Origin of the sequence: Paucisalibacillus globulus (genome assembly GCF_900184735.1) — a bacterium.
Classification (GTDB): Bacteria; Bacillota; Bacilli; order Bacillales; family Amphibacillaceae; genus Ornithinibacillus; species Ornithinibacillus globulus_B.
The window spans coordinates 217,556-233,101 of record NZ_LT855390.1; the positions used below are offsets into that span (position 1 = coordinate 217,556).

General features: G+C 33.1%; 9 protein-coding genes. All 9 read left to right on the top strand.

Annotated elements, in window-relative coordinates; translation table 11 throughout:
• The 9 genes from BN999_RS10415 (at position 1) to BN999_RS10455 (ending at position 15,530) form a co-directional block, all read left to right on the top strand.
• Positions 1-1,542 (top strand): recombinase family protein, encoded by a 1,542-nt coding sequence (locus BN999_RS10415; protein ID WP_141249054.1) that lies wholly within the window; start codon positions 1-3, stop codon positions 1,540-1,542.
• A gap of 372 nt (positions 1,543-1,914) precedes the next feature.
• Positions 1,915-2,100 carry a hypothetical protein gene (locus BN999_RS10420; protein WP_096271307.1) on the top strand — a complete coding sequence of 62 codons (186 nt, stop codon included), beginning with the start codon at positions 1,915-1,917 and terminating at the stop codon, positions 2,098-2,100.
• Complete coding sequence (locus tag BN999_RS10425) at positions 2,090-3,577, top strand: recombinase family protein (protein WP_255247446.1); 1,488 nt, start codon at positions 2,090-2,092, stop codon at positions 3,575-3,577. The genes BN999_RS10420 and BN999_RS10425 overlap by 11 nt, the downstream gene beginning before the upstream one ends.
• A gap of 417 nt (positions 3,578-3,994) precedes the next feature.
• Entirely contained in the window at positions 3,995-5,779 is a 1,785-nt protein-coding gene (locus BN999_RS10430) for a type I restriction-modification system subunit M (RefSeq protein WP_096271309.1), read from the top strand.
• The gene (locus BN999_RS10435) at positions 5,769-7,046 is read left to right on the top strand and encodes a restriction endonuclease subunit S (RefSeq protein ID WP_217988474.1); all 1,278 of its coding nucleotides are present in this window, start codon (positions 5,769-5,771) and stop codon (positions 7,044-7,046) included. Before BN999_RS10430 ends, BN999_RS10435 begins: the two co-directional genes overlap by 11 nt.
• The gene (locus BN999_RS10440; RefSeq protein WP_373453628.1) at positions 7,021-10,074 is read left to right on the top strand and encodes a type I restriction endonuclease subunit R; all 3,054 of its coding nucleotides are present in this window, start codon (positions 7,021-7,023) and stop codon (positions 10,072-10,074) included. Before BN999_RS10435 ends, BN999_RS10440 begins: the two co-directional genes overlap by 26 nt.
• Positions 10,075-10,528: 454 nt before the next feature.
• Entirely contained in the window at positions 10,529-11,452 is a 924-nt protein-coding gene (locus BN999_RS10445; RefSeq protein ID WP_096271311.1) for a hypothetical protein, read from the top strand.
• A gap of 180 nt (positions 11,453-11,632) precedes the next feature.
• Positions 11,633-13,666, top strand: a complete 2,034-nt coding sequence (locus BN999_RS10450; protein WP_096271312.1) for an ATP-dependent nuclease — start codon at positions 11,633-11,635, stop codon at positions 13,664-13,666.
• Positions 13,647-15,530 carry a UvrD-helicase domain-containing protein gene (locus BN999_RS10455; protein ID WP_096271313.1) on the top strand — a complete coding sequence of 628 codons (1,884 nt, stop codon included), beginning with the start codon at positions 13,647-13,649 and terminating at the stop codon, positions 15,528-15,530. The genes BN999_RS10450 and BN999_RS10455 overlap by 20 nt, the downstream gene beginning before the upstream one ends.
• The last annotated feature ends 16 nt before the right edge of the window (positions 15,531-15,546 follow it).

Sequence of the window (15,546 nt, forward strand, 5' to 3'; positions counted from 1 at the left end):
TTGAAAAACAATTTAAGAGGGGTGGGTTACCTCCGCATCTCAGATAACAAACAAATAGGTAACCATTCAGAAGAGATTCAAAAGAAAATGATTAGTGAGAGAGCTAAGCAAGAAGGATATACAATCGAAAAGTGGAGGTTTGATAAGGGGGAAAGTGCTTTTCGGAAAAATGCATCGAAACGGGAAAATATGAGATTATTACTTAGCGATGCCAAAGAATTTGATGGTATTTTCTTCTACGATGAGTCTCGGCTAACTCGTAAAATCTATGACTTTTATCGAGAAATTTATTGCCCTATTAAGGAACAGTATCCCAATGTTAAATTTTACAGCACTGAGTCTGCAGGTGAATGGAATCCAAATGATCCTTTAGTTCAGGCTAAATTTGTCTTTGCTGCTGAAGAATCAAATATTAAATCAAAGCGAGCAAAAGATGCACAACTAAGTCTTCTAACAAATGAAGGTGGTAAACCCTTGCGCCCAGGAGCGCGTACCCCTGTTGGGTATGAATTAATAGAAGGGGTATTAAAACCTAGTATTGAAGCGCCTATTGTTACAATGATCTTTGACAGTGCTTCATGGGGACACTCGAATGAAACAATTGCTGATTTTCTAAATGCAAATCAAGTAAAGACAAAGTATATTAGCAAGTGGCACAGCAGTACGATTGATTATATTCTGAAAAACCACACATATGCAGGTCACCTTAGTTGGGACGTTAAGCAAGCACAGTCCACTCAAACTAAAAATGACAGTGTAGAACTAGAACTTTTTAAAAATGTGCATGAAGCTATTATTTCTCCTGTGATGTTTTCAATTGTTACACAAGTAAAAAGTTATAAGAAGAAATATGGCAAGCTAAATACTCCTTTTTTTATTCGAAATCTTTTGTATTGCAGCAATTGTAACTTACCGTTCGAGACAAAAGACAATTCACCTAAGGGAAAAAGCGGGAAATATTTAGTTTATAGGTGCAAAAATTGCAAGGTAATAATCCACATAGATAACATTCATAAAGAAGTATTGGCAGACTTATCTAAAAAGTGGACATCGAATATGCATCAATTAATTGAAGAAAGTAAATCTGCATTATCAGGTTGGCTTCAAACGTTAAAAGAGTGCAAGAAATTAATCGAACAAACTGAAGAGAAAATTCTTTTTAATGAGCGTATGCTGACCCAACAAGAAGCAAAGGAAGATATTCTTTTAATTATAAATAATTCTAAAAAAATTATAAGTGATGAAAAGAATAAGCTGAATCATGCTATTGATAAAATCAACTTACTTAACAATGATATTGCATTGTATGAGGTGTATTCACATTTTAAAAATGCTGATATTAACTCATTGTTCAATAGCGAAAAGCGAACTTTGTGTCTTACATTCATCGAGCAGGTCAAGTTAAGAATTAATAGCGATAATGATTTTACACTTTCAATAAAGTATAGGCTTAATCCATTTGTTGAAATTGAAAATGATACTGTACAGATAACCGAAGAACTGTTGAAGCAACTGCCTGTTAAACCGAAAGGCACAAAATAGAAGCCTTAAATAAAAATGTACTGTCTCAAAAATCCCTTGATATCAATAGTCTTTTGGGATGGTACTTCGGTTTCATACACACAAAAGGATACTTTTGTGGTTAAAAAATCGAATCTCTTATTTATGTTATGGTCAAAAAACCGAAAGTTTAAACCATAAATTTAAATTAATTTTGCCCCAATTTAAAGGATGGCATAATTAACTTTAGGGGCATTTAGATAAGCTAAGTTAGTCGGACTTTCTTTAGCAATTAATTTATAATGAAGCGGAAGCACCGCTAACAATAATTTGAAGAACTATTTCTTCAGATATTGTTAGTGGTGTTTTTTTATCTGAATAAAAAATAATGAATTATTAGATAGAGGTGTAGCAATGAAAAATAACAATCAACTTGATTACACTAAACATTATGAATCAGTCTTGGCTACAAAAGACGATATGGAGAAGATCAAAGCCTCCGATTTCTTACATTACTTTTCGGAATTAATAATTAAGTATTCGAATCAGATTGAAAATAAAATGAAAAACAGAAATGAGGGGACATATAATGGGGTCTAAAAGGGCTTTAGGTTATAGGCGAAGAAGTCCAAGACCTGATCGAGATTTAGAGAACACGTCCTTAGAGAAGCAAGAAGAAGAAATTATTAAGTACTGCAAATCGAATAATATTGAACTTGTAGATATTTACACTGATGATCTTAAGTCAGGTGCATCGTTTCATGGTAGGGACGGATTTAAGAAAATGTATCACCGAGCTTTAAAAAAAGAAGAGGAAATAGACTATATTATAGTTTTCAAGCAAGACCGTTTATCTCGAAATACTTTAGATACATTGTATGTGATGGAGCGTTTGAACTCACTGGATAAACACCTTATATCTATAGCTGACAGCATCAACACTGAAGATCCTAAAGCTAAAATCTTTGTTCACATTATGTCATTATTTGCTGAGTTGGAAAGGGAATTCATTTCATTCAGGACAACCTCAGGTATGGAGAAAAGAGCAAAGGATGGAGATTTTTTAGGTGGAAAGGTAACTGGGTATGAAAGTAAAAATAAAGAATTGGTAATAAACCCATATGAAGCTAAAGTCGTGAAATATATTTATGAAAAATATGCATTGGAAAGGTGGGGCTATAGGAAGATTGCGTCTAGCCTAAATACGCAAGGAATTAAGACTAAAAAAGGAAATGAGTGGACAATTAATGCTGTTAAAACCATTTTAGAAAATGAAATTTATATTGGGAATAGTAAATGGAAAGGGAAGGTTAGTAAAGGAAAGCATACACCAATCATTGAAAAGTCATTGTGGGATGAAAAGGAAAAGGTTATGAAAGTAAGAAGTTATATTCCAGAAAAAGTATATCCGGGATCTTACCCGCTTTCTGGTTTACTCAAATGCCCACAATGTGGAACTTCTATGGTGCAAGGGAACAGTAGTAAAAAATATAGATACTACCAATGCAATAAAAATAAAAGCAGTGGTAGTAGTGCATGCTCTTCCAATCTTATTAAAAAGGAGTATGCTGAAGAATATGTACTACAGGATTTCTTACACCGTCTTAAGGGTAAAGTTTCTCCAATAGCAATTTATTCTACTACACAGTCCATATTAGGGTATGAGTTAAATCCTTTAGAGAAAGAAGCTAGCAATCTCAAAAAACAGATAGAGAGGCTAGAAAAAGAGATGCTAAACGTAATAGATTTATCTAGTGATTTGACTCTTAATTTAGATCCTGAAATGCTAAAGGCTCATTTAACTTCAAAGCAAGAAGCTATTAATAAGAAGAAGTCTATTCTTGCTGAGATTATAAAGCAAATAGAGTTGAAACATAATGAATCAATTATGGATATTATCGATTTTTCTATTAAACATTTTGAAGAGTTTTATCATACGCTATCTGACGATGAAAAGAAGACTTTTTTTCACTCTGTGATTAGAGAAATTCATGTAACTAAAGGTAGTAGTACAAGAAATCGTCGCATAAAAGATGTTATTTATTATTTTGACTTTGAAGACTTAAACAAATTGTAAAGGGCAGTAATTATTGAGTCCTCTTCCACTATAAGATTATGATAAAGCTAATACACGTTATCATGTAAGAATGTTGGTATACTGTCTATTGTAAATAATGATATCTTCAGTGACTTCAGAAACGTAAAAAATTCAGGAAGCTTATCGTGATGTTTAACTTTTCATAATCTGAGACAAGAGGCTACTCCCACATACGGGAATAGCCTCTTGCTTTTTGGGTTTTATGAAAGTTTTAATTGTTTAGTTTATTAGTCATATGAGATGAATTTGATATAAACAACTTCTGTAAATATAGCAATGAATATTCTTGAGAAGTTACTAGTTATTACTAATAAACTATTCCCCGAATTGTGTATCTAATATGATAAAATTAATATAGGTAAATAGTTTCAGTAGTTAAGAAAGGGAAGGATTATAATGACAGAAAATCAACGTAATGCACAAACAACGATTAATGTACAAAAACAAGCTAATTTAATTTGGAACGTAGCTGATATATTAAGAGGGTTATACAAACCACATGAATATGGAAAAGTTATTTTACCTATGACAGTAATTAAGCGTCTACACGACACATTATTACCAACACGAGAAAAGGTTTTAAAAGCGTCAGAACAACATAAAGACATGAATGAGGCTTTTAGACATCGATTTTTAACGCAGGCTTCGGGTTATTCATTTTACAATACGAGTGTATATACATTCGATACATTATTAGCAGATCCAGCAAATATTGAGACAAATTTCCGAGCTTATTTAAATAGCTTCTCAGATAATATGCTAGACATTTTAGAGAGCTTTAAATTTGATGTTGAAATATCAACATTGGCTAATAATGATGCACTATTTCATGTTATTCAAGAATTTAATAAAAAAGAATCTTATCTAGGTCCAGATAAAGTAACGAGTACAGATATGGGATATATTTTTGAGGAATTGGTTCGTAAGTTTTCAGAGAGTTATAACGAAGAAGCCGGAGAACATTTCACAAGTCGAGATATTATTTATTTAATGACAGATTTACTATTAATTGAAGATAGAGACACGTTAACAGGAGAAGATGTAGTAAAAACGGTGTACGACCAAACAATGGGTACTTCGCAAATGTTATCAGCAATGCAAGAACGTATTCAGGATTTTAACGAAAATGCAGAAGTAAGAACATATGGACAAGAATTAAATCCTGAAACATATGCAATTGCAAAAGCAGATACCATGATTCGGGGTGGAAACCCAGATAATATGGCATTGGGAAGTACACTATCAAATGATCAATTTGAAGGATATGAATTTGATTATTGTATTTCCAATCCCCCGTTTGGAAGTGACTGGAAAAGGGATCAAAAGGCTGTAAAAGATGAACATGCATTAGGAGAAAACGGACGTTTCGGTGTTGGACTTCCGAAAATAAGTGATGGCCAATTACTCTTTCAATTAAATGGCATTTCAAAATTGAAAGAGACAGGGAGAATGGCAATTATCCATAATGGTTCTGCACTATTTTCAGGTAATGCTGGTGGTGGAGAGAGCAGTATTCGGCAATACGTCATTGAAAACGATTGGTTGGAAGCAATTGTACAATTACCGAATGACTTATTTTATAACACAGGAATTTCGACATATATTTGGGTCATTACAAAAGACAAGTCACCTGAACGGGAAGGAAAAGTACAACTGATTGACGCTTCAAAAATGTTTGAAAAACGAAGGAAAAACATTGGTGAAAAGCGGGTTGACATTTCAGAGGAATGTAGAAATATGATTGTACAAGCATATGGTGAATTTGAAAATAAAGAATATAGATTAGGTGAAAAAATAGTAGAATCTAAGATCTTTGATAATGAAGATTTCGGCTATACACGTGTTACTGTTGAAAGCCCACAACGTGATGAAGATGGAAATATCATCTTGAAGAAAAATAAACCGGTAGCAGATACTAAATTACGTGATACAGAAGACATTCCATTAAAAGAGGATATAGATGCTTACTTTGAACGTGAAGTACTACCGTTTAATACAGATGCATGGATGGATCGAAAGAAGGATAAAGTTGGTTATGAAATACCGTTTACACGTTTGTTCTATAAATATACTCCACCAGAACCTTCAGAAGTAATTGCAGAACGAATAAGAAAGCTAGAGGAATCTATTGTTGCAAACTTCCAAGCGTTATCAGGTAAGGATGTGAGTAATGTTGAGTAAGGAAATGAAAGATTCAGGTGTTGAGTGGATTGGGAAGATACCAATGGATTGGGATACAAGAAGGTTAAAGGTAGCATTATATAGGGTTAAAGAGATTGTTGATAGATATAATGGAGAGAACATTCTTTCTTTAACTATGAATGGTGTAGTTGTAAGAGATTTAGTCAATCCAAAAGGAAAAATGCCTACAACTTTTGATGGGTATCAGAAAATTAGTAAAGGAAACATTATCACATGCCTATTTGATATAGATGTAACACCTCGATGTGTTGGAATAGCATATGATGATGGACTTACCAGCCCAGCATATACACAATACCAGATTTATAAAAAATTCGATGTCAACTTTATATATTATTACTTATTAATGTTAGATAACGATAAAATAATTGTTCCAATTACAAAAAGCTTGAGAAACACTATAAAAAGCGAAGATTTTCTTGATTTGAAATTCAGCTTCCCGACTAAAGAAAGACAAATCAGGATATCGAAATTCTTAGCTGATAGTATAAAAAAAATTAATACTATTCTTTCTGAAAGTCAACAGTCGATTGATGAACTAAAAAAATATAAGCAATCTATTATTACAAAAGCTGTAACAAAAGGGTTAGACGAAAATGTTGAAATGAAAGATAGTGGGATTGAATTTATAGGTTATATTCCTCATAATTGGACTCTTAATAGATTGAAACAAATTCTAAAAACGCAATTATTATATGGAGCTAACGAGTCTGGTATTTATTATAATGATGATTTACCAAGGTATATAAGAATTACTGATATTTTAGATAATAATATTCTATCATCAGAAAACAAGTTATCCTTAACTAGAGAAAAAGCAGAACCATATCTATTAGCTGAAGGAGATATACTTTTTGCTAGGAGCGGAGCGAGTGTAGGAAAAACCTTTTTGGTAGGAAAAGATAATGTAGGAGATACATTTGCAGGATATTTAATTAAAGCCCAGCTTAAAAGCAGTATAATTCCAAAGTTTATTTACTACTATACTCTATCTGGTTCATTTGAGAATTGGAAAAATTCAATAACAATTCAGGCAACTATACAAAATATTGGTGCAGAGAAATATAGAAACCTTCCTATACCAATACCTACAAAAAAGATTCAACAAGAAATAGTCTCATATTTAGACATCCAAACCAAGAAAGTAGATAATTTGATTCAAAATAAGAAAACAATCATTAATGAACTTGAAAAATATAAAAAATCTCTCATCTACGAATATGTTACCGGAAAAAAAGAAGTTTGAGGGGGCTTGGAATGTGCTTGAAAATAAAGAAGAGCGTTTTGAAAGAGATATTGAAACGAGCTTAACAAATGAAGGCGGCTGGGAGTCAGTCGCCTTCAAGGATACAAGCTATGATCCACAACTAGGGTTAGATGTCTCAGTTCTACTATCATTTATTCGAGAAACACAACCAAAAGCTTGGAAGCGATACGAAAAGGTTTACCGTAACGATGCGGATACGAAATTTATAAAACGATTTAATGAAGAAGTAAATGCACATGGTCTATTGCATGTACTTAGAAAAGGAATTAAAGATCGTGGTGTTTCTTTTAAAGTGGTTTATTTTCGACCTGTTTCTTCTTTAAGCTATGAAAATATTAAACAGTTTGAAGCAAACCGCTTTCAATGTATCCGTCAGTTTGCATACAGTAATAAAAATCGTAATACGATTGATATGGTACTAGCTGTAAATGGTATTCCTCTTGTCGCTTTAGAATTAAAAAACCAATATACCGGACAAAATGTTGAACATGCAAAAGTACAATTTGAAAATGGTCGTGATCCAAGTGAGATTGTATTTCAATTTAATAAACGTTTTTTAGTGTACTTTGCTGTTGATCACTTTGAAGTATATATGACCACCAAATTAGAAAAAAACAAAACTTACTTCTTACCATTTAACCAAGGGTCAAATGGTGCTGGGGAAGTTGGCGGAAAAGGTAACCCTCATAATACAGACGGATACCCGACAGCATATCTATGGGAACAAGTTCTGCATCGTAATCAATTGATGGATATTATTGAACGGTTCATGAATTTTGAAGTGAAAAAGAATATATTAATATTCCCTCGCTACCATCAATTGGACGTTGTAAATAAGCTTGTACAAGATGTTGCAGAACATGGTTCAGGGAAAAATTATCTTATTCAACATTCTGCAGGTTCGGGAAAATCGAATAGCATTGCATGGCTCGCTTATCATTTAGCATCCTTACATGATAGAGAAAACACACCAATATATTCTTCTATTATAATCGTTACGGATCGTACAGTTCTAGATCGACAACTACAAGATACGATTACAAGTTTTGAACATACAACAGGACAAGTAGAAACAATTGGTGACAATAAATCGTCTCAAGACTTGAAAAATGCTATTAATGATAAAAAGAAAATCATTATTACAACATTACAAAAGTTCCCGGTCATTTATCAAGAAGTTGATGCAGTTGAAGGAAGAAGGTTTGCGATCATAGTTGACGAAGCACATTCATCGCAAACTGGGAGAAGTGCACAGAAACTAAAGCAAGCACTTGCTGATAAAGAAGCATCTCTTAAAGAATATCAAGAGATTGAAGAAGATATTGAAAACCAAACATTAGATGACCAAGACCAGCTCGTTCAAACTTTATTATCACAAGGACAACATCATAATTTAAGTTTCTTTGCTTTTACGGCTACCCCAAAGGAAAAAACGATTGAAATGTTTGGTACAAAGCAAGCTGATGGTAGCTTTAGACCATTCCATATCTATAGCATGAGACAAGCGATTGAGGAAGAATTTATTTTAGACGTATTAAAAAATTATATGACATATAAAACCTCTTACCGTATTGCAAAAGAAATAGAAGAAAATCCTGAATTACCGAAAACAGAAGCTGTTCGAGCGATTGCACGCTATCAATCTTTCCACCCTTGGGTGTTACGACAAAAAACAGAAGTGATGGTTGAGCAGTTTAGAGAAGTAACAAAAAAGGCAATTGGTGGTAGGGCTAAAGCAATGATTGTTACTCCTTCGCGTTTACATGCAGTTCGTTATATGAAAGAATTTAAAGCTTACATTAAAGAAAAAGGCTATTCAGACCTCGATGTCCTTGTTGCTTTTTCAGGTACTGTTACAGACGATGACAAAGAATATACGGAGTCGAATATGAACATAACGAAAGATGGCGAACGGGTTAAAGAAAATCAGTTAAAAGAAACGTTTCATAGCGATGACTTCAATTTATTAATCGTTGCAGAGAAATATCAAACAGGCTTTGACGAGCCGTTACTTCATACGATGTTTGTCGATAAAAAATTACGCGGCGTTAAAGCAGTACAGACACTATCCCGTTTAAATCGAACGATGCAAGGAAAGAAAGATACGTTTATATTGGATTTTGTGAACACAGAAGAAGAGATATTAGAAGCATTCCAACCTTTCTATGAAGTAACGACATTAAAAGAAGAAGTGAACTTAAATTTAATTTATGACACGCAAAGTAAGTTACGTAAATTTGCGTTGTACAATGATGATGATATTGCACAAGTGATGAAATTAGTGAAACAAGCACAAAAGAAGCAAGATGAGCGTTTATTAGGTCGTATGTCTAGCTTATTCAAACCAGTCATTCAGCGTTATGAAGACTTACCAGAAGATACACAATATGAATTTAGAGTAACACTACGCAATTTCGGTAAATGGTATAACTATGTCGCCCAGTTAGATCGTACATTTGATATGGAATTATTAGAAGAAAATATTTATACAAGTTATTTATTGAAATTTATCCCAAAAGAAAAACGTGAAAAAGTGGATATTGCGGATAAAGTCAAGCTTGAGTATTATAAGCTACAAAAAGATTTTGAAGGCGAAATCATGCTTGTTGCTGAAAGTGAAGAGGGTGGCGAATTAAAGCACCCTGAAGAATTTAATGCAAACGTAAAACCAGTTGAAGAGCGTGATTCGCTAGAAGAGATTATTTATCGAATTAACGAGCGTTTCCCAGATGATTTCTCTCCACAAGATCGAGTAATTGTAGAAACATTGCACAAGGCATTTACTCAAGAAGTGGATGCAAAAATAGTAAACATGGCTAAAAATAATAGTCAAGAAATGTTTGAAAATAGCTTGTTTAAGGATGTATTTCTTGATCGAGTAATGGATGAGTACACGAAGAATTCAGAAGCCTATCAAAGATTGATTGGATCTGACGATTCGTACTTTAAAACTGTCTATGCATTTATTGCAGCGGATGTTTATAAGACATTGCGGTCCGAAGTATAAGGTAGAATTTTGTAGAGTTAATGATAGAATATACTAAAGTAAGGGATTATTTAGTACAGCAAGCATTAGAATCAAAGATCAATATAGATCATAACAGCGAATGTCAGTCATTTATAGTAAAGGTTGCGTGAAGAAACCTTTATGCGATGACTGACATTTTTGTTTTGTGAAAGATTTATAGTAAAGAGGAGCGTAAAGGTGAGGTAAGTAGAAATAATATCTTACAGTAACAAGGACAAGAAGTGAATTGGTATACAGATATTCTTATGTGTATTCTAGCGATAAATATTTATCAGTCTAGTACTATAAAAATAATTGGGGTGGTTAAGCATTAAAAAATATAGATTGGGTTACGAATTATTTGGATTTATGAAAAAACCAAACCGGTTTCAGGATATCTCACGTAAGTTGCCCTGAATTAATCCTGACTATCCAGAATGTTGGAGGGTGTTAAATGGCGAAGAAGTTATCGGCTGTTGCGATTGAATTATTAAAAGAAGCATTGTGCAGTATATACTGGTACAAAAGTAATTTGAGGAGCTTTTTGAGCAATTGTATAAATGATACTACCATTATTAATCGTCCAGATTGGAATGGTTATAAAAGACAAATTGTCTCGGATATCATTGATGAACTTTGTAGTAATCAGGAAAGGTACTTAGGTGATATCAGGAGACTCGCGCATGAGGTGATCAAGATGGAGAGCTTTCGTCATCTTGAACAACTTGAAGATGGAAAAAGGAAGGCAGAGAGAGCAAAGAAAACTGTTGCTGATCTTAAAAGGGTAATAGAGGATCAGACACAAAGAATTAAAGAAGAGGAAGAAATTAAAAGGAAAAGGCTGGAGAACTTAAAGAAAATCAGATCAAGTCAAGCTGTATTGAGTAAACTAGATGAAATTAAGACAAATTATTTTAGACTAGTTACTTCTCAAGAATATCAAAAAAGGGGATTTGAACTTGAAAAGGTTCTTTACGATCTATTTGAACTATTTGATTTAGATCCTAAAGCTTCATTTAGAAACACGGGTGAACAAATTGATGGAGCCTTTTCCCTAGAAGGTACTGATTATTTGTTTGAAGCGAAATGGACGAGTCATTTATCAGGTACTTCAGATTTAGATAGTTTCGCAGGAAAAATTAATAGAAAACTAGATAATACCTTGGGGTTATTCTTATCTGTAAATGGATTTTCTGAAGACGCTGTTAGAATACATTCCGTAAGTCGCAGTACTATTCTGTTAATGGATGGTTCTGATCTCATGGCTGTACTAGAAAATCAAATAGATTTTTTGTCTCTAATTATAAGAAAGCGGAGACATGCAGCACAGACAGGGAATATATACTTGAAAATTAGTGAGATATTGAATGATTATTAGAAATTATATTATGTATGAATGACACTTTGTTCTACTCAAGCACAGAGATGAAAATTGTACATAGATGTTACGGTTATTGAATTACGTAAAAGCCTTTAGAAGTTAGTTATTTAGGTTTGATTGGGAAGTTTTTATATAAATGATTAAAATTGAAAAACTAATTAAAGGGAGTTAATTTGATTGAGAATAACGAAATTAATAATTAATAACTTTCGATCATTTGGGCCAACTAATACTGAAATAGAATTAGAAGAATTGTCTGTACTAGTTGGAGCAAATAGTAGTGGTAAAACTTCTGCAATCCAAGCTCTATTAAAACTGTTTAGTCCTTATCAAAGAGAACGATTGATAGAAAAATCAGATTTCCATATACCTGCTAATGAGAATCCATTAGATTATGATGAGTCTTCGCTTTTTATTGAGGCTATAATTGATTTTAATGAACTTGAAAATGATACTGAGAAAGTAAGGATTACTATCCCTCCGCATTTTAATCATATGGTTGCAGGTGAAGTTGATGGAAGTCCTTATGTACGTATAAGGCTAAAAGCTGAGTTATCTGAAGGAAATACTTTAGAAGGAAATGTAGAGCAAGGATTATATTATGTCTTATCTCCATTAGGAACCAATGCAGAGGATGAAGATCTACAGCCAGTTAAAGCTAGTGAGCGTTCCCAAATCCAAATGATATATATACCTGCAACAAGAGACCCAGCCGTACAATTAAAAAATGCATCAGGAACAATCTTAGGGAGGATTTTAAAAGGGATTAACTGGCCAAAAGAAATTAACAGTGACATCCAAGAAAAAATGAAGCAAGTTGATGGGATTTTTGATGAAGTAAATGGTGTTAAACGGTTAAGAGAAATACTTAATAGTCAATGGAGAAAATACCATAATGATTTTCGCTATGGCTCAACTATGGTTGCTTTCAACCATGCAGATTTAGACTCAATTCTAAAAAAGGTAGAAGTTTACTTTGAACCAAGTGAAACAGGAAGTAAATATAAGGTGGATCAATTAGGTGATGGGCTACGCTCAATTTTTTACTTAACTCTAGTAAATTCTTTTTTAGAAATTGAGAATGAGGCATTACAAGATGAAGCTGAGGAAGACAAAAAAGTGTATAATCTTCAACCACCAGTGTTGACGTTGTTAGCCGTTGAAGAGCCAGAAAATCATATTTCTCCGCACTTACTTGGTCGAATAATGAAGGCCTTAACTGACGTTTCTGAAAATGATAATGCACAAGTTTTAGTTGCTACCCACTCACCTTCGATGATAAAAAGAGTTGATCCAAAATCAATTCTTCATTTTAGAATCGATCAAAAAGAAATAAGAACTATCGTAAATTCAATAATACTTCCTGAAAAAGATAAGGAAGAGGAATATAAATATATAAAAGCTGCTATTATGGCATATCCAGAACTTTATTTTTCACAATTAGTTGTTTTAGGAGAAGGTGATAGTGAAGAGATTATACTTCCAAAGATAATTAACCTTCTAGATACCGATTTAGATCAAAGCAATATTTCTATCGTTCCATTGGGTGGAAGACACGTAAATCATTTTTGGAAATTACTACATCAGTTGAATATCCCTTATCTAACTCTATTGGATTTAGATTTAGAACGAAATGGTGGTGGATGGGGTCGAATTAAATATGCATTACAGCAGTTGATCCAATTAGGCTACGATAAGCGTGAGTTACTTTCTGTACAAAATGGAGTACTAAGTGATGACGAATTCTCTCGTATGCATACATGGTCTATAGAAAAGGAAAATGAAAGAGAAAATCTCTATTCATGGGTTGAGTTTTTAGAAGACTATGGGGTTTACTATTCGGCTCCACTAGATATTGATTTTATGATGATTGAAAGTTTCCTAGATGCATATAAAAAGACAGTTCCAAAACATGGTGGTCCAAAAGGTGTAGATAAAGAGAAGGATTCTATTGAATATATGGACCGTTTAGAAAAAGGGGTAAGAGCAACCTTAAAAACTGAGGGCGGTTCAGGAATTACCTATTCGGACGAACAGAAAGAATTAATAATTTGGTATGATTACTTTTTCTTAGGTAGAGGTAAACCCGGCACTCATATTATGGCATTAGAAAATATAGATACGGAGTTATTAAATGAAAAATTACCAATTCCTCTTAAAAAATTAATGAAGGGAATAAAATCATTTATTGATGGTGATTTATCTGAGTAACTATGTAAAAAAAGAATCTTGGATTCCAAAAGACGGCGTTGTTTTAGAAAGAGCTGCGCAAGAAGTGGTAAAGTATGAGAAAAACTGCTATGTGTTAGCTGGTCCCGGAGCAGGAAAAACGGAATTGTTGGCTCAGAAAGCTTGTTATTTGTTAGAAACAAATACAAGCGCATATCCTGCTAGAATACTAGCTATAAGTTTCAAGAGGGATGCAGCTAAGAATTTAAAAGAACGTGTTGAAAAACGATCCGGAAAAGAATTTGCAAATAGGTTTGTATCCTTAACATATGATTCATTTGCTAAGCAAATAATGGATAGGTTTCGTTTAGCTATACCTGAATTTTATAGACCATCATTGGAGTATGAAATAGTAAATTTTAATAAAAGAGACGTACCTAATCTCAGAGAAGAAGCGGAAGAACCTAGTGAAGAAAATGGGTGGAATTACTACTTTGATTATGAGCTTTTTGCCAAGACATATGCAGATGAAAGACTACCATTACAGGTGGACAAAATAAATTCTATAGAATCATGGTATAAGTATCAACTTTGGAAAAACTATATTAATAAGAAAGAAAATTCGAGGCTAACCTTCCCCATGATTTCAAGAATTGTTGAATATTTTTTTAGGTCAAACCCCAAGCTTTTAAAAGCAATCAGAGCAACCTTTAGTCATGTCTTTTTAGATGAGTTTCAAGATACAACATCAATCCAGTATGACTTGGTTAAAACAATTTTTATGGATTCAAATGTTTCAGTGACCGCTGTGGGTGATCTTAAACAAAAGATTATGGGTTGGGCAGGTGCGATGGAGGGAGTATTTACTCAATTTAAGGAAGACTTTAATGCTAAAGAATTTGAGATGGTTATAAATCATAGGTCTGCTCCTAATTTAGTCCGAATTCAAACATCTATAATAAATGATATGATGGGTGGTTCAACAGTAATAACACCATCTGATAAATGGAAGAGTGAGGATGAGGGAATATGCGAAATATGGAACTTCGCCTATGCTTCTGAAGAAGCAAAAACATTGGCATTAGAAATCAAAACGTGGATTGATCAAGAGAAACTTGAACGGAGAGATATAGGTATTTTAGTTAGGCAACGGGCAGATATGTATTGTGACATGCTTATAGATGAATTAAGTAATTTAGGAATACACTCTAGGATAGAGGATCAATGGCAAGATTTACTAGCGGAAAATTTTATGAAATATATAATCGATGTATTTTCTTTAGCCACAACAGATCGTGACCCTAAAGCTTGGTCTAGTTTAATATCGAATGTTTTAAGCTTACGTGGCGATAATGAAACAGAATCTTATCAAGTAGAAAAAGAAATTAATAGTTTTATAGTTGACTTTAAAAAGACTCTTAAAGATGAGTCATTGAAAGTGACCGAAAAAGTAGTAGAGCAATGGTTATACAAGATTTTAACTTTGATAGGTTTAGATTTAATTAAAAGTAGCTATCCTGAGTATAGAAAAGGGAAATATTTAGAAAGAACAGTGAAGCAGACAGCGGAGTTTCTTTTTTATTCATATGAAAAGCATAAAGTCTGGAATAAAGCAATAGAAGACTTTTTGGGGATTTATTCAATCCCAATTATGTCAATTCATAAAAGTAAAGGTCTTGAGTTTGAATCTGTAATTCTTTTGGGACTTGAAGATGGAGCATTTTGGAACTTCGAGGAATTCCCAGAAGATGAAACATTTACATTTTTTGTAGCATTATCTAGAGCAAAAACGCGTATGATTTTAACTTTTTGTCAAAACCGATTTTATGGTCAAGAAAAAACTAAGATAAGTGACATCTATAAGATGTTAGAGAATGCAGACGTTGAACAAATTAACTGGACTTAAATAATGTAGTTACTAA